At 59.9% G+C, this 16,167-nt stretch carries 18 protein-coding genes; 7 read left to right on the top strand and 11 right to left on the bottom strand.

From position 1 onward, the window contains the following. Positions 1–26 precede the first annotated feature (26 nt). Positions 27–926 (top strand): carbohydrate ABC transporter permease, encoded by a 900-nt coding sequence (locus HX899_RS16360; protein ID WP_003550790.1) that lies wholly within the window; start codon positions 27–29, stop codon positions 924–926. A 102-nt stretch (positions 927–1,028) separates the two neighbouring features. Here HX899_RS16360 and HX899_RS16355 read toward each other — a convergent pair whose 3' ends face one another. The 4 genes from HX899_RS16355 to HX899_RS16340 form a co-directional block, all read right to left on the bottom strand. Further along, positions 1,029–1,436, bottom strand: coding sequence for a hypothetical protein (locus HX899_RS16355; protein ID WP_171597933.1), 408 nt, complete (start codon positions 1,434–1,436; stop codon positions 1,029–1,031). Positions 1,437–1,463: 27 nt separating this feature from the next. Beyond that, positions 1,464–1,697, bottom strand: a complete 234-nt coding sequence (locus tag HX899_RS16350; protein ID WP_029871604.1) for a BrnA antitoxin family protein — start codon at positions 1,695–1,697, stop codon at positions 1,464–1,466. Positions 1,698–1,965: 268 nt separating this feature from the next. Then, positions 1,966–3,267 carry an aromatic acid/H+ symport family MFS transporter gene (locus tag HX899_RS16345; RefSeq protein WP_171597935.1) on the bottom strand — a complete coding sequence of 434 codons (1,302 nt, stop codon included), beginning with the start codon at positions 3,265–3,267 and terminating at the stop codon, positions 1,966–1,968. 182 nt (positions 3,268–3,449) lie between these two features. Next, entirely contained in the window at positions 3,450–3,902 is a 453-nt protein-coding gene (locus HX899_RS16340) for a MarR family winged helix-turn-helix transcriptional regulator (protein WP_003562469.1), read from the bottom strand. 201 nt (positions 3,903–4,103) lie between these two features. Here HX899_RS16340 and HX899_RS16335 point away from each other — a divergent pair, with 201 nt between their 5' ends. From HX899_RS16335 to HX899_RS16310, 6 genes are read left to right on the top strand one after another with little or no spacing between them, the layout of a single operon-like run. Continuing rightward, positions 4,104–4,643: a flavin reductase family protein gene (locus tag HX899_RS16335; RefSeq protein WP_138333008.1), complete on the top strand. Its 540-nt coding sequence runs from the start codon at positions 4,104–4,106 to the stop codon at positions 4,641–4,643. Between the two features lie 10 nt (positions 4,644–4,653). After that, a complete protein-coding gene (locus tag HX899_RS16330) occupies positions 4,654–5,886 on the top strand; it encodes a flavin-dependent monooxygenase (RefSeq protein WP_181292841.1) in 1,233 nt (410 codons plus the stop codon). A gap of 47 nt (positions 5,887–5,933) precedes the next feature. Further along, on the top strand, positions 5,934–6,914 hold the full coding sequence (gene tsdA, locus HX899_RS16325; protein ID WP_181292840.1) for a gamma-resorcylate decarboxylase: 981 nt from the start codon (positions 5,934–5,936) through the stop codon (positions 6,912–6,914). Position 6,915: 1 nt separating this feature from the next. Next, the gene (locus tag HX899_RS16320; RefSeq protein ID WP_181292839.1) at positions 6,916–7,974 is read left to right on the top strand and encodes a maleylacetate reductase; all 1,059 of its coding nucleotides are present in this window, start codon (positions 6,916–6,918) and stop codon (positions 7,972–7,974) included. 19 nt (positions 7,975–7,993) lie between these two features. Continuing rightward, positions 7,994–8,842: an intradiol ring-cleavage dioxygenase gene (locus HX899_RS16315; protein ID WP_181292838.1), complete on the top strand. Its 849-nt coding sequence runs from the start codon at positions 7,994–7,996 to the stop codon at positions 8,840–8,842. Further along, positions 8,839–9,135: a YciI family protein gene (locus tag HX899_RS16310; protein WP_181292837.1), complete on the top strand. Its 297-nt coding sequence runs from the start codon at positions 8,839–8,841 to the stop codon at positions 9,133–9,135. Before HX899_RS16315 ends, HX899_RS16310 begins: the two co-directional genes overlap by 4 nt. Before the next feature lie 26 nt (positions 9,136–9,161). On the opposite strand, the gene ligD is transcribed toward HX899_RS16310, so the two are convergent. The 7 genes from ligD to HX899_RS16275 all read right to left on the bottom strand — a co-directional run bounded on the left by ligD (position 9,162) and on the right by HX899_RS16275 (position 16,147). Continuing rightward, positions 9,162–10,208, bottom strand: a complete 1,047-nt coding sequence (gene ligD / locus HX899_RS16305; protein ID WP_181292836.1) for a non-homologous end-joining DNA ligase — start codon at positions 10,206–10,208, stop codon at positions 9,162–9,164. 368 nt (positions 10,209–10,576) lie between these two features. After that, positions 10,577–11,032, bottom strand: coding sequence for an RpiB/LacA/LacB family sugar-phosphate isomerase (locus HX899_RS16300; protein ID WP_017996196.1), 456 nt, complete (start codon positions 11,030–11,032; stop codon positions 10,577–10,579). A gap of 11 nt (positions 11,033–11,043) precedes the next feature. Next, the gene (locus tag HX899_RS16295) at positions 11,044–11,814 is read right to left on the bottom strand and encodes a triose-phosphate isomerase (protein WP_181292835.1); all 771 of its coding nucleotides are present in this window, start codon (positions 11,812–11,814) and stop codon (positions 11,044–11,046) included. Further along, complete coding sequence (locus HX899_RS16290) at positions 11,811–12,587, bottom strand: DeoR/GlpR family DNA-binding transcription regulator (protein WP_017991649.1); 777 nt, start codon at positions 12,585–12,587, stop codon at positions 11,811–11,813. The genes HX899_RS16295 and HX899_RS16290 overlap by 4 nt, the downstream gene beginning before the upstream one ends. Positions 12,588–12,686: 99 nt before the next feature. Beyond that, positions 12,687–13,622 (bottom strand): sugar-binding transcriptional regulator, encoded by a 936-nt coding sequence (locus tag HX899_RS16285; protein ID WP_018480514.1) that lies wholly within the window; start codon positions 13,620–13,622, stop codon positions 12,687–12,689. Positions 13,623–13,691: 69 nt separating this feature from the next. Then, positions 13,692–14,624, bottom strand: a complete 933-nt coding sequence (locus tag HX899_RS16280) for a sugar phosphate isomerase/epimerase (RefSeq protein ID WP_138332991.1) — start codon at positions 14,622–14,624, stop codon at positions 13,692–13,694. 11 nt (positions 14,625–14,635) lie between these two features. After that, positions 14,636–16,147, bottom strand: coding sequence for a glycerol-3-phosphate dehydrogenase (locus tag HX899_RS16275; protein WP_181292834.1), 1,512 nt, complete (start codon positions 16,145–16,147; stop codon positions 14,636–14,638). Positions 16,148–16,167 lie beyond the last annotated feature (20 nt).

Below are 16,167 nucleotides of genomic sequence, written 5' to 3'. Positions count from 1 at the left end.
CCAAATTGGGGTTAGGGAGAGTGATGATGTCGATAAATTCAAACGCCGCCGATCAGGTCGTGACCGACAATGCCGAAGGCATGAGCTATCTGAACCGCCTGCCGCGGCGGATCGTAATGCTCTACCTGCCGATGGCCGTCTTCGTCGTCGTGCTGCTCTTCCCGTTCTACTGGATGGCGATCACCGCGGTGAAGCCGAACGATCAGCTGACCGACTACAGCAACTACAGCCCCTTCTGGGTGGTGGGAGCAACGCTCGATCACATCAAATACCTGTTCCTTGAGACATCCTATCCGGGCTGGCTGTGGAACACGATGCTGGTCGCGGTCTGCTCCACCTTCCTCTCGTTGGTGGCGTCAGTCTTCGGCGCCTATGCCATCGAGCGGGTCCGCTTTACAGGGTCCCGTTCGGTCGGCCTCGTCATCTTCCTCGCCTATCTCGTGCCACCGTCGATCCTTTTCATCCCGCTTGCCTTCATCGTCTTCAAGCTCGGGATCTACGACTCGCGGCTGGCGCTGATCTTCACCTATCCGACCTTCCTCATTCCCTTCTGCACCTGGCTGCTGATGGGCTATTTCCGCTCGATCCCATTCGAGCTGGAGGAAAGCGCGCTGGTGGACGGCGCCAACAGATGGCAGATTCTCACCAAGATCATTCTGCCGCTCGCAGTACCAGGGCTGATTTCGGCTGGCATCTTCGCCTTCACACTGTCCTGGAACGAATTCATCTATGCGCTGACTTTCATCCAGTCCTCGGAAAACAAAACCATCCCGGTCGGCGTGCTGACCGAACTGGTGCGCGGCGACGTCTTCGAATGGGGAGCACTGATGGCGGGCGCATTGTTCGGCTCGCTCCCGGTGGTGATCCTCTACTCGTTCTTCGTGGACTACTACGTCTCATCGATGACCGGGGCGGTGAAGGAGTGACAGTCTAGCGCGGACACGCCCCTGCTTCTGCAGCAGTTGCGACTGCTTGTTACCGCGCACCGGAGGAGGAGTGTCCGCAAAATGGGATCAGCTGCCTTCCCATCATGTATCGAAACCTCGTCGTGCCGAGATCGAATAATTGTAAATTGCCGCGTAGCTCGTCGATACGAGCAGCGGAAGTGCGATGGTCTTGAGTATTTCCGGTGTGCCGGTCACCGCATGAATTGCCACGAGAATGCTGGCTGAGCCGAGACAAGCAATGAGAGGCGGCGCCCAAAATCGCGCAGATCCGACGAAGCGCTTCGAAAGCCAGTCGATCACAGATTTCAGGAAAAGCGTCAGGCAGGCGGATATCGTACCCTGCACAAGGCCGGCATAGAGCGGCAATGGCATGGCGTGCGCGCGATTGGCGAAAACCGCCCAGCTGCCCATTGCCAAAAAGGCGAAGAGAACATGGACAACGCCGCTGCGGAGAAGCCGCTGCAGTGCATTCGGTATCACAACAACCACCCGTAGCGGACAAGATGGTGCAACAGGTCAGAGCCTGTTCTTCATCGCGGCGCGCAATATATCGTTGATCCGATCCTGCCAGCCGGGGCCATCTTCCTGGAAAAAGGAAAGGACATCGCTGTCGATCTTGAGCGAAACAAGCTCCTTTGTATTCGGCAGCGTCGGCCGCTCAACCGCTGGCTCCGCCTTCTTCTTCGCGGGTTTGAACAACGCTTCGGCAGCATCCATTGGATTGACAGGTCTGCGGGGCGAGTTTGCCATCGTTATGACTTTCTATTGCCTGTCGGATCGACATATGAGCGGCATACGGGATCTCGGCTGCTTCGTCGACTATTTAGCTTGTTTTCCAAGGCGATTTAGCCGACCTGCTCGATCGCCAGCGTGCCGGCGGCAGAAACCACTTGTCCTTGCGCTTCCGGTCTTTCGCCTCGGTGACCGCGTAAAGCCGTCGGCTATGATCGGGAATCAGCTTCACAAGGTTTGCATTGCCGGCAGGTTCTGGATGTAAGACCTGCCGACAATCTGGCCGTCAATCAGCCTTTTTGCGATACAGCAACGTCATGAGCGCGAGGACACATCCCAAGACTCCGACCGATGCGAAGATGTAGAAGTTCCACTGCGGAGCCAGGCCCGCACCCAGAACCGCACCGCCGATGGCCGGTCCTATCATGCCGCCGATACGGCCGATGCCGAGCGAGAAGCCAAGGCCGGTTCCACGGATTTCGACCGGATAGAGGTTTCCAACGAGAACGTTGGCGAGGATCTGCGTGCCGATCGTTCCCGTACCGGCAAGTGCGACGAGACCATAAACCTGGAGGCCCTGATCCACTTGCGTCAGCAACCAGATCGAGCAGGCTCCGAGAAGAAACATGCCTGCCACGACTATTTTGACGTTTCCGCGGTCGGCAATCCTTGCGCCGATCAGGAGGCCGACGGCCGCTCCGAGATTGAGCGTTACGGAGAAAAGGAGGGCAGAACCGAGGTCATAGCCCATCTTGTTCATGATGGTCGGAAGCCAATTGACCATGCCGAATGTGAGCAGAAGCGAACAGAAGTGAATGCCCCATGCGTTCAACGTCGGCAGCAGGCGACCTTCGGAAAACAGCGAGCGGATGCCCACCTGGCGTGACGCAACGGGCCTGGCTACGGGATTGGGCAGCCCGTACTGGTTTGCGATCTGGTTGGCTTCGGTCTGGCGGTTCTTTGTTGCCAGCCATTCGGGAGACTCGGGGATGAGGCGGATGAAGAAAGGCAGAAGCAGGATCGGTGCACCGCCAATAATCATCAGTGGGCGCCATCCGTATTTCTGTATCAGCAGCATTCCGAGGATACCCGAGATGATGCCGCCGGCCAGGTAACCGAGAAGAGCAATCGAATAGGCCATTGCCTTCCGCTTCGGCGGAGAAAACTCGATGATCAAAGCGGTTACCGTCGGAAAAAGAGCTCCAAGCCCCAGGCCGGCGAGAAAGCGTGTTCCCTCGAAAGCGAGAAAGTTCGGCGCAAGACCGCTGCCGATCATCATCACGGAAAAGCTCAGCAGACTGCCGATGATGACCTTGCGACGACCTATCCTGTCAGCAAGTGTTCCGGCAACGAGAGCGCCCAGCAGCATACCGAACAGGGTGATGGAGGCAGCCCGTCCGACCATGCCCGGAGTCAGGCCCCAACTGGCTTCACCGAGCAACGCCGGCGCGACTGCGCCGTAAACGATCAGGTCGTAGCCGTCGAACAGGATCAGCAGACCGCAAAGGGCGATGATGATATTCGGGCTGCGAACGCGTTCGTTGATAATAGCGAGATCTTGTATGGCCAATTTTCCCTCCCCATACATTTGCGTACAGGAAGTACGCTCCTGCCAGCGGCAGGTCCGCGTCGATCCGTGTACAAACCCTCCTGGATCGTTGCCGGCGTGGTTCCTCCCAGCGCCAGACTCACCCGCAAACGGGCTATGTCAAGACAACGATGACACGCTATTAAATACTTGCGAATAAAATATTTGCAACTGCAAACTTTTCAGCTCGCAACTTTTCCCTTTCCGGACATTGCCGGCAGGTTGCTGTGCATGCGGCGCAGCGCCTTCTTCAGTGCTGCGACCTCCTCGTCCGACATGTCCTGAACCGCGGTGCGTTCAAGCTCGACGGCAAGCGGCATGAGCCTTTCCGTCAGCGCCTCTCCCTGCGGGGTCAGCCTTACGATGACGATACGGCCATTATCTTCCGGACGTGTTCTCGACACCAGCTTGCGCTTGGCCAGTGTGCCGACGAGGCGCGAAAGCGTCGAAATCTCGACAGAGACAACGTCGGCGAGATCTCCAAGGGTGCTTTCCCGGCGCTCCTTGAGCATGGCCAGAACCCGGTACATCGCCACGCTGAGATTGTCTTCAGCGATTCTCTGCGCGAATACCTCGGCTATCCGCACGCCGGCGCGATTGAGAAGATACGGAACGGAATCGGTAAGTTTGTACATGTCTCTGTCTGCTGGCGGGATTTCGCTTGCTGAGGGCTCTCTCCGACATGCACCTAAATTACCGGAATGACAACACGATTGGCTTTCAGCCGTCGAGAAAGGCTGAGTAAGGCAAGCATTTTCCCGCCCAATTTATAAACTTGCATTGACAATAGTTGCAAATGCAATAATCTAGATGCCAAGGAGACACGGGAGGAAATCATGTCTGCCACTGCTGCCCTCGATATAGCGCCGGCCCCCGCACCCATCAGCGATGCGTTTCGATCGACCATGCGCCGTTTCCCGGCGACGGTGACGGTCATTTCTGCTTGTCGCAACGGTTCGGATCATGGAATGACGGCCACCGCCGTCACATCACTTTCGATGGATCCGCCATCTCTTATCATCTGCCTGAACAATCGCACCTACCTGCATGACATGCTGCTTGAGGTGCCGGAATTCGCAGTCAGCATTCTGACCGACAGGCAGGCAGCCGTATCGGAAGGTTTCAGCGGCAAGATTGCGCCTGAGCGTCGGTTCGACGCTGCCGATTGGGTTCGCCATGAGCGCGGCATGATGGTGCTGAATTCCGCTCATGCCTCGGTTGTCTGCCGCCGCATGGGCGCAGTTCCCTATGGTACGCACACGATCTTCATCGGGCAGGTGGTGGATACACGCCATTCCGACGACACGATCGCGCTGATGTACGAGAATTCGAAATATTGCGCGCCACAGCACGCGCTTCCTGCATCCCAGAACTGAAGGTAGTTCCATGAACAATACAGCCGCCCTGTTTCCCGCCTCGGCGCGGGTCAAGACCGCATGTCTTGCAGATCGCATCGCCCCGGTGCTGGACGAAGTCCGTGCCGGCGCGCGCGACACCGAAAAATCCGGCCGTGTGCCGGCGCGCTCTATCGATCTGCTGCGCTCCGCCGGCTATTTCGATATCGTCAAGCCGGCCCGCTTTGGCGGCGACGAAGGATCCTTTGCCGAGCTTGTCGATGCAAATATCGAGCTGTCGTCGGCCTGCGCCTCCACCGGCTGGGTTGCCGGCCTCCTTTCCGCGCATCAATGGCTCCTTGCCATGTTCGATGAAAGGGTTCAGCAGGAGGTGTGGGGCAGCAATCCGGATGCGCTGCTCTGCGGTTCCTATGCGCCGGTCCGCATGGCGGAACGCGTCGAGGGTGGCTTCCGGCTATCCGGCGATTGGGCCTTTGCGAGCGGATGCGAAAATGCCCAATGGGCGCTCTGTGCGGCGATCATTCCGCCAAACGGCGAGGGGGAGCGTCCTGTGCCGGCGTTCCTTCTGGTTCCCGCCAGCGATTATGCCATTGCCGAGACCTGGGACGTGGTCGGCCTCGCGGGCACCGGCTCAAAAAGCCTGATCCTCGAGGATGTCTTCGTTCCGGAATACCGCATGTTGAGCTTTCCGGATGCGACCTCCGGCAGAACGCCGGGGGGACGTGGCTACAAGGGTATCGGGCTTTTCAACATTCCGCTTCTCATGGGCGTTCCGTTCTGCCTCGGCAGCGCAGCCGTCGGTGCGGCGAAGGGCGCACTGGATAGCTATATCGACCAGATCGGGACACGTGTGACACGTGGTGCAGTTGCCGGTGGCAACAACAAGATCGCGGAGTTTCCGACGATCCAGCTTCGCGTGGCGGAAGCCTCCGCATCCGTGGATGCCGCCCGCGAAATCATTCTGCGCGATATTGCCCGGGCACAGCAACTGGCCCAGGCCCGCGAGGATGGCACCGGCGAGATCACCGAGGACGATCGGATTCTCGCCCGTCGGAGCCAGTCCTTTGCGGTCAGCCTGGCGCTTCGGGCCGTCGAAGCACTCAATGCATCGACAGGCGGCCTCGGCCTCCAGATGTCCAACCCCGTCCAGCGGGCTTGGCGCGATGCAAATGCCGTCGGACGCCACATTTCCATGAACTGGGATGCAGTCGGCACCATGGCCGGCCAGCAACTGCTCGGTCTTCCGCCCAAGGGACAATTCTGATCCGCCATCCTCAGCATTTCGATTCAAGACAGGAAAGAGAGCATATCGTGCAAGGCAAGATCGCGCTTGAAGAACATTTCGCCATTCCCGAGACGCTGCAGGATTCGGCTGGATTCGTGCCGGGCGACTACTGGACGGAACTGTCCGCCCGTCTTCTGGATATCCAGGACAAGCGTTTGCGGCTGATGGATGCCCACGGCATCGAGAAAATGATCCTGTCGCTCAACGCTCCGGCCGTGCAGGCGATCCCGGATAAGGCAAAGGCCCTGGAGATTTCCCGACGCGCCAACGACTTTCTGGCGGAGCAATGCGTTAAGAACCCGAACCGCTTCCTGGGATTTGCAGCATTGCCGCTACAGGATCCGGATGCCGCAACACAGGAATTGCAGCGCTGCGTGACGACGCTGGGTTTCGTCGGCGCACTGGTTAATGGTTTCTCGCAGGAAGGCGACGGAACGACGCCGCTCTACTACGACCTGCCGCAATACCGTCCGTTCTGGGCCGAAGTCGAAAAACTCAACGTTCCCTTCTATCTGCATCCGCGCAACCCGCTGCCGCAGGACAGCCGGATCTATGCTGGCCATTCCTGGCTGATGGGTCCGACATGGGCGTTCGCGCAGGAGACCGCCGTTCATGCGCTACGCTTGATGGGATCCGGCCTGTTTGACGAACATCCGGCCTTGCGGATCATCGTTGGCCACATGGGCGAGGGACTGCCATACATGATGTGGCGCATCGACAACCGGAATGCGTGGGTCAAGGTGGAAAAGAGCTATCCGGCCAAACGCCCGATTGCCGATTATTTCAACGAGAATTTCTACATCACGACGTCGGGGAACTTCCGCACGCAATCGCTTATCGATGCTATGCTGGAAATCGGCGCGGACCGAATTCTGTTCTCGACGGACTGGCCATTCGAGAACATCGATCATGCTGCAAACTGGTTCGACAGCACGACCATCTCCGAAGCCGACCGTCTGAAGATCGGTCGCACCAACGCGGTTTCACTCTTCAAACTCGATCGATAGCATGGTTACACCTTTCAGATACACGGCCAGCGCGGCCCAGGTCTTCTTCGGGAGTGGCTCGTTGAACCGTCTCGCCGAGGCGATTGCAGGACAGGGCGGCAAACGCGCCCTGATCCTTTCGACCCCGCACCAGAAAGCGGAGGTGGAACGGATCGCTGCTTCCCTCGGTCCGCTTGCGGCGGGACTATTCCACGATGCGACGATGCATACGCCGGTCGATGTGACCGAGCGCGCGATGGCGGCATACAACGCAGCCGGCGCCGATTGCGTCGTCGCCATCGGCGGTGGATCGACGATCGGTCTCGGCAAGGCGATCGCCTATCGCAACGACGCGCCACAAATTGTGGTGGCGACGACCTATGCGGGATCGGAGGTTACACCGATCCTCGGCCAGACAGAAAATGGGCAGAAGACGACGGTCCGCGGACCCGGCATCCTGCCCGAAGTGGTGATCTACGACCCTGAATTGACATTGGGATTGCCGGTCAACATCAGCGTCAGCAGCGGGCTCAATGCAATGGCGCATGCGCTCGAAGGTCTCTATGCGCAGGATCGCAATCCCATTTCATCAATGATGGCGGTCGAGGGCCTGCGCGCGCTGAAGCAGGCTTTACCTCAAATTGTCAATGGACCTGGGGACATCGAATCACGAAGCGAAGCGCTTTACGGTTCCTGGCTGTGCGGCACGGTGCTCGGAGCAGTTGGCATGGCGCTGCATCACAAGCTCTGCCATACGCTGGGCGGTAGCTTCGATCTGCCGCATGCGGAAACCCATGCTGTCATTCTTCCCCATTCTGCTGCCTATAACGCCGTAGCCGCAGCGGATGCGCTAAAACCGGCTGCCGATCTTTTCGGCGGCTCGCTGGGCAGCGGTCTTTATGATTTTGCCGCTTCGATCGGCGCGCCCTTGGCGCTGCGCGATCTGGGTATGAAGGAAGCCGATCTGGACCGTGCGGCGGAACTCGCCGCCCAGAACCCCTACTGGAACCCGCGCCCGATCGAACGGGAAGCGATCCGGGCTTTGTTGCAGAGCGCCTGGGAAGGCTCGCGGCCGCGTTAATGTTTAGGAGGATGGCCACGTGCCTGAATATTTCACCGAAGAGAGATCCGTGGAAGCCGTCAACTCGCGGATGGGGCGGGGCGTTGATCCGCGCCTTGCCGAAGTCATGGCGTCGCTGGTCAAGCACCTGCATGCCTTTGCCAAGGACATCAGCCTGACCCAGGAGGAATGGGAGCTGGCCATCGGCTTCCTGACCCGCACCGGCCATCTCTGTCATGACGAGCGGCAGGAGTTCATCCTGCTCAGCGATACGCTGGGTCTGTCGATGCTGGTGGATGCAATCAACAACCGGCGTCCGCCAGGCGCCACGGAAAATACCGTGTTTGGACCATTCCATGTCGAAGGGGCGCCCATCCGGCAGATGGGTGAAAACATCTCGCTCGACGGCAAGGGAGAGAGCTGTCTCTTCATCGGGCGAGTGCTGGATCTTGACGGCAATCCGATCGAGGGAGCTCGGATCGATGTATGGTCGGATAATTCCGATGGCTTCTATGACGTCCAGCAGCCGGATATCCAGCCGAAGTGGAACAACCGGGGCATTTTCGTCACCGGCGCAGATGGAGCCTATAGCTTCGCCGGCATAAAGCCGGTTTCCTATCCGATCCCCGATGATGGCCCGGTCGGCCAGATGTTGACGTCCCTCGGCCGCCATCCCTACCGTCCTGCCCATACCCATTACCTGATCACCGCTTCAGGTTATCAGAAGCTGGTAACCCACACTTTTGTCGGCGACGATCCTTATCTGGAATCCGATACCGTGTTTGGCGTCAAAAACAGCCTGGTCGCGCCTTTCGAGCGTGTCGATCGTCGGACGATCTGGCGCTCCGATTTCGATTTCGTGCTGACGCCGGTGGAGAATAGACGATGATCGTTGCCCGCTATGCAGTATCCGACCCCGGCAAGGCTGCCGAACGCGCCCGATTGCTCGATGAACACAAAGCCTATCTGCATGGCGGGGCGATACGCATCCTGCTGTCCGGACCTTCCGCACCGCCGGCGGAGGGCAAGGGTTCCACCGCAATCGTGATGGCGCAAGTCGAAACGCTCGCCGAGTTCGAGGCGTTCAGCGCAGGAGATCCCTTCGTCCGCTCCGGTGTTTACGGGAGCGTCGATATATTCGAATGGCGGCCCAGTTTTGGGCTTCTTCTGGAAAGTCTCTGATCGGCATTTTGGCCTGCTGAACGCGATCAGATGTAGGTCATATCGAAGACAGCGGCGTTGTCTTGAACCTCGCGCAGCCCCTTGTACGAGGCATGGCGGAGATTGCCGTCATCCGTCCAGCCGCGAAACTCGATCTCGGCGATCAGCGTCGGCTGCACGAGGACGAGGCGCTTGCCCTTCAGGGGAACAACCGGCCGGCTCGTCTTCAATCGGTCCAGCGTCTTTCTCAGGTATTCAGCATCGCTGGCACCGAAACCGGTTCCGACGGAGCCAACGTAAATCCAGTCGAGCCCTTGTCTCCCGGCCAGCAGCAGCCTGCCGATGCCACCGCGGGCGGATGCGGATTGCTCATAACCAACGATCATGAAGCTCTCGCTCTGGACACATTTGATCTTCAGCCAGTCGCCCGTGCGCCCACTGCCGTAGGGCCGGTCGCGATGCTTGGCGATGATGCCTTCCAGATGATGATGGCAGGCGTGCTCGAGGAGTTCTTCGGCCGGCAGCTCTATCTCCTCGGAGATGCGGATCGTCTGATCGTCGCCTTCCGGTATCAGGTCTTCAAGCAGGTGCCGGCGTACGTCAAGCTCGGTGCCGGTCAGATCGTGTCCATCAAGATAGAGAAGGTCGAAGGCGACGAGGATCGACTCGGTCGATACTCGCTTACCGCCCCGCCCGCCGAGCGAACGTTGCAGGGCGCCAAAATCCGATCGGCCATGATCATCGAGCACAACGGCCTCGCCATCGAGAATAGCGGTCGTTACGCCAAGCTCTTTCGCTGCCGCGGCGATGCTGGGGAAGCGATGTGTCCAGTCATGGCCGCCGCGGGTGATGACTCGCACACCCTTCGGCTCGATGTGGATTGCCAATCGATAGCCATCCAACTTCACCTCATAGAGCCAATCCGGCCCGACTGGCACGGTCGGCTTCAGCAGGGCGAGGCAGGGCTCGACGCGCGACGGCATTGGATCGAAGGGCAGACTGGGCTGGTCAGGATCGCGCTTGCGGATCGGACGAGACTGCAGCGTTGAGTGAGATTCGTCGAGCAAGGGCTGTGGGCGGCGCGGGCGTTTCATGATTAAGTCTAACGCCTCCCTGAGCGGTTTTCCACTTCGACCGGCTTGCGCCGAGCACTCATGATTCTGATGACATTGCCCGGTGCCGGCTCTTGCTTTTCCCTAGCCTTGGACTCTGCCCTGCTCAGCTTCATCTGCTTCTTCTTCGCGTCGATGGCAACAACGCGACTCAACCGAATCACCCGGCCGATTGTTCCGAGTCGAAACGAATCTCAATTCAACGACTTAACGCGGAGATGCCTCCCGCATTCCTAGTCCCGAATTCGCCGCCGGATTTGGATCGGGCCGAGCAGTCGTCGCGTTGGTCGTCCCGGTGCGGCCTAAGTGACATCGAACACACTCCGGCCCGGCATTGTCATCAGCATTCTTCAACGGGCGCTGTACTTTGCGTCAAGATCATCCATGGCCTTGACGTTACCGGCAGAGCGGCCGTTCTCGTCGAAGGTCTGGGCAAGAAACGCGTCAGCGATCGACTTTGCAAGCTCCGTTCCGATGACGCGGGCTCCCATGGTGATGATCTGCGCATTGTTGGACAGCGCGGCACGCTCGGCGGAATAGGTGTCGTGCGTCAAGGCTGCGCGGATGCCCGGAACCTTGTTGGCTGAGATGCAGACGCCGATGCCGGTGCCGCAAACGAGGATCGCCTTGTCGTAGGTGCCGTCGATGACGCCTGAGGCAACGCGGTCCGAGAGGTTGGCGTAGAAAGGATCGGCACCGGCGCTGGTGCGCGAGACTTCGTAGACGTCAAAGCGCTCCTTCAGATGGTCGGCCAGGATCTTGGCGAGGCCTTCGCCGGCGCTGTCTCCTGCAATGGCAAGCTTCATTGTCTTTCTCCTCAGAGTTTGGCGGCGCATCTGGCCAGGATGTCGAGGTAGCCTTCGACATTCCAGGCCGAACGGCCGATGAAGAGCCCGTCGATATGCGGGCTCGAAATCAGTTCTTCGCAGTTCTGCGGGTTGACCGACCCGCCGTAGAGGCAGGGGATCTTCCGGCCCAGCACAGTTTCGGCAACGGCGATGATTTCAGACTGGCGGGCATCCGCATAATCCGCAGTCGCCGGGATGCCTTTCTCGCCGATCGCCCAGACGGGCTCGTAAGCAAGCAGGATTTCGGCGCTTTTCTGGGCGCCAGAAAGTTTCGAAAGCGCGCCGCGCACCTGGGTTGCGAGGATGTCGGCGGCCTTTCCACTTTCGCGGTCGGAAAGCGTCTCGCCAATGCAGATCAATGGAATAAGACCGTGGCGAACGGCCGCTTCGGTCTTCAGACCCACAGTCTCGTCGGTCTCTCCAAAGTGTTCGCGCCGTTCGGAATGACCGAGCTCGACGAGATCGAGATTGCAGTCCTTCAGCATCACCGGTGAGACTTCGCCGGTCCAGGCACCCTGGTCGGCCCAATGCATGTTCTGCGCGCCGACCTTCACCGAGGTCTTGGCAAGCATCGCCTTGACCTCGCGCACCGCCGTAAAAGACGGAATGACGAAGCGCTGAATACGCGGGTCGCACGCGGCATCGGCAGCTTCGAGACCGCGGGCGAAATGCTCGGCTTCAGCAAGCGTCTTGTTCATCTTCCAGCTGGTGCCAATCCAGAAGCGCGGCTTTTCGGTCATGTCGGATCCTGCGTTGATGCAATGGTGAGCGTAATGCCCGCCTGCTCGAATTCCTCCAGGACAGCGGCATCCGGTGCGCTGTCGGTGATAATCGCGTCGAAGTCGGCTAGATCCGCCATGACATGCAAGGCGGTGTGGCCGATGCGCTGATGGTTGACCAGAAGGCAAGTCCTGGTCGATGACGCGATCATCGCCCGTTTGGCGCGCACGACGTTATCGTCCATGTGATAGGCGCGCCCGCCGCTGACGGCCGGCGTCGAAATGAAGGCGATGTCGGCTCTCAGCCGCGACAGTGCCTCCTCGGTAACAACCCCGAGATAGGCGTTGAATTTGGCCGAGTAGATGCCGCCGAGCGCGATCAGCGTGATGCCTGTTTCGCCTTTCAGCCGCTCCATGATCGCCGCATTGTTGGTGATCAACGTCAGCGGCCGCTTCTGCAGCAGCATTTCGCCGAGCACGGCGGCCATCGAGCCGTCGTTTACCATCACCGTCATTCCCGGCTCGACCAGTTCCAGCGCGGTCTCAGCCATTGCCAGCTTTGCCTCGCTGCCTTGGCGCTCGCGAATGCGGAAGTCGCTTTCGAACTGCGTTCCGGCATCAATGGTCGCGCCACCGCGAACCTTGCGCAGGACGCCCGCCTGCTCGAGATCGTCGAGATCGCGATGGATCGTCATCTTTGACACGGTGAAGCGATCGGCAAGATCGTCGAGATCGACGGTCTTGTTTTCGACGAGCAGGTTGACGATCAACTGCTGCCGCTCTTCCCGCCTCATCCCGGTCTCCACCTCATTTGATGTTAAGATAACGGAGTATGCGTGATAATCAACATTTATTATGTTATTTTGCGATAAAATATTGTTGTGTTTCCATAGCTACTTCAGCAGCGCCTGCGCGGTTCGTTCGTCGGTGATCAGCCCGAAAAGACGGCGGCTATTCAGAATTGCCCGGATGGCCGCCACTTTCGACTGTCCGCCCGCCAGCGCCACGAGCCGCTCTTTCTTGGTCTTGGGAAAAGACGCGGAGAGCGTGCGCGCCGTCAGCGCGGTGTCGAGGATATGGCCGTCGGCGTCGAAAAAATGACCGAGGATTTCGCCGACGCCGCCCGCGGCAGCGATGTCGTCGATTTCACCGGGTTCGACCATGCCGGACAAAACCAGCTGCGCCTCGGCATCGACAGTTCCCAGGCCGACGAGCTTCAGATCGGCATTATTGGCAAGATCGAAGACTTCCTTGACGGCACGCTGCGCCTTCAGCACTTCGCGATCCTCGCCGGTATTGGCGAAAAAGGGAACCGGCATGACATAGGCATGGGCGCCGGTCTTTTCGGCAATGCGATGCATCACGTCATAGGGATTGGCGCCGTAGTTTCGTGTCAGCCCGCCAAGCAAAGAGACGAAGCGCAGGTTCTTCGCACTCACCCTCGGCATATATTGCACGGCAGCGGAAAGCGTGCGGCCATGACCAAGGCCGATGACCGTATTGTCGCCGCGCTCGATCTCGCGCTTGAGATAGCCGGCGCCGGCATGGCCGAGTGCGCGGAGCGGCAAGCCTTCCTCGCCGAGATCGGGGGCGACCTCGCAATATTGAAGCCCGAACCGTTCCGAAAGCCGCATCTCCAGTTCGACGCATTCGACGATATCCCCGTCGATGGTAACTTTGACGACGCCATCGGCAACCGCTCTGGCGATCAGGCGATGGGCCTTTACCGACGGCACGCCGAGGCGGCGCGCAACGTCGGACTGCGTCAGGCCACCGGCATAATGAAGCCAGGCAGCACGCACGGCAAGCGTATCATCGGCGTCCGTCATCACGGCTCCTTTTCGAAGGTCATGCGGCGATTCCGCCGTATGCAGTGCTGCCTTTTAAAGATCTCCGCCTCAGATGTTCAAGTCGGCGGCGCCGGTGTCGATATGCGGCGCCCAGAAGGCGACGCTTTCGGCAATCTGCGGAATGACCTGGCGATCATTCGGCTCGCGTTCCTTGAAGGAGAGTTCCAGGCAGATTTCATTGTCCTTCGCCCCACCTTCGGCCAGCGCCTGGAGCAGAGGTGCCGGCTGGATGCGGCCCTTGGCGTTGAATTCGGCGGTAAAGGGCCGGTGCCCGCCCTTGTCCATCAGGCTCTGTTTGATGTGGATGATCGGCGATACCGGTGGGACGGCGCGCGCCCAGGCATAGGGGTCGTAGTCGTCGGGGTTGGCAGAGGTGATATCGCCATGATCGATGTCGGCCATCATCCACATCGGGATGGCCATTCCGGCGGCTGTCAGCCGCTCCTGCAGCGACAGGCAGGCGCCGATCGTCTCGCCGAACTCGCGGCCGATGCTCATCGGCTCCCAGAACATGTAGGAGAGGCCTGCGGCGCGCGCATGCTCGGCGACATCGGCCCAACAATCGATGGCGGTCTTGATCAGTTCCTCGCGTCTGGCCGGATCGTCGAAGTCCTTATAGGTGAAGATCGCAAATTGCGTGCCGACCGAATGGCCGCCGAGATCGGCGGTGATGTCGGCAAAGGTCTTGAACCAGTCGACGTAGTAGCGGCGCACATCGGCATCCGGATGTCCGAAATGGTTGAGGCGCCCATAGGGGCCCGTCATTCCCGAGGTAACCCGCACCCCCGTGCGCTTCAGCGCAGCGCTCATCGTGCGCGTCAGGCGGCGGATCACCGGCGCTTGCCAGCTCGGATTGATGAACTCGTGGGTCAGTTGGAGGTCGCGGATCCGCAAGTCATGCGCAACCGTGTCGATCAGATCGTCTGGGTCGGCGAAGCGGTTCACCAGCGGATTGGTATTGAGCGAAAGGGTCAGCGGCATGGCGGCATCCTTCAGGCGGCGGCAAGGCGGGTGGAAGCAAACCACTCGCCAAAGGCCGCGCGCTCCGCTTCGTTCAGATGGAGGTAGTGTTTGGTGCGGCGATAGAGGATGTCCTCGGCCGTTTCGGCCCATTCCGTGGCGACGAGATAGCGGGCCTCGGCCTCATAGAGCTGACCGCCGAAATGCCGCCCAAGCCCTTCCATACCTGTCGCGCCGGCAACCACGTTCCTGGCGCGGGCGCCATAGAGACGGCCGTAGTGATGCACGAGTTTGCACGGCATCCAGGGATAGATATCGCGCAGGCTGTTGGCGAAGGTCTCGTAATCGGCATTCGGAATTTCGCCGCCGGGCAGTGGCGCCTTCTCCGTCCAGTCGCCTCCCATGTTCGGGAAGATATGCTTCAGGCGCTGCATGCCGCGTTCGGCGAGCTCGCGGAATGTGGTGATCTTGCCGCCGAAGACGTTGAGCAGCGGAGCGCCGCCTGTCTCGTCGAGATCGAAGACATAGTCGCGGGTAACGGCGGACGGGTTGCCCTTTCCATCGTCAAACAGCGGGCGCACGCCGGAGAAGCTGTGCAGCACGTCGTGGCGACGCAGCTTTTCCTTGAAATAGCGATTGACCGCCTGGAGCAGATACTCGATCTCCGTCTCGTCGGCGGCAACATCCTCGGCCCGGCCTTCGTAAGCGATATCGGTCGTCCCGATCAGCGCCTTGTCGCCCTCGTAGGGATTGATGAAAATGACGCGTTTGTCGTGGTTCTGCACCAGATAGGCATTGGCGCCTGCCCAGAACTTCGGCACGATGATGTGGCTGCCCTTGACGAGGCGGACGTTGCGGCCGGAGTTCGATCCGGCGACGCGATTGATGATGTCCATCACCCAGGGGCCGGCGCAGTTCACCAGACATTTGGCGCGGAAGGTTCGCGTCTCTCCCGTGGTGTTGCTTTTCGTGACTACGGTCCAACCGCCGTTCTCGCGACGGGCCGACACGGCCGGCGAGCGGGTCAGCACCAGAGCGCCGTTTTCCGCTGCGCTGACCGCATTCAAGGTCACGAGGCGGGCGTCGTCGACCCAGCAATCGGAATATTCAAAGCCGCGTGTGTATTGATCGAGGATCGGCGTGCCTTCCGGGTCGCGGAGCAGATTGAGCGTTCGGGTCCCGGGCAGCTTCTTGCGGCCGCCGAGATGATCGTAGAGGAAGAGGCCGAGCCGCACGAGCCATGCGGGGCGATCCTCAGGGCTGTGCGGCAGGACGAAGCGCATCGGCCAGATGATATGCGGCGCGGCGTTGAGCAGCACTTCACGCTCGATCAGCGCCTCACGCACCAGGCGGAATTCGTAATATTCGAGGTAACGCAGACCTCCATGCACCAGCTTGCCCGAGCGCGACGAGGTTCCCTGGGCCAGGTCGTCCTTTTCGCACAGCACGACCTTCAGGCCGCGGCCGGCAGCATCGCGTGCTATCCCCGCGCCGTTGATGCCTCCGCCGATGACGAAGAGATCCAGGAGTTCGGGTTCGGTCATGTCATGCTCCTTCGATGCCT

Origin of the sequence: Rhizobium sp. WYCCWR 11146 (assembly GCF_013591995.1) — a bacterium.
In the GTDB taxonomy this organism is placed as follows: domain Bacteria; phylum Pseudomonadota; class Alphaproteobacteria; order Rhizobiales; family Rhizobiaceae; genus Rhizobium; species Rhizobium indicum.
The sequence above is the reverse complement of the archived record's forward strand: the minus strand, read 5'-3'. Positions and strand labels throughout refer to the sequence as shown.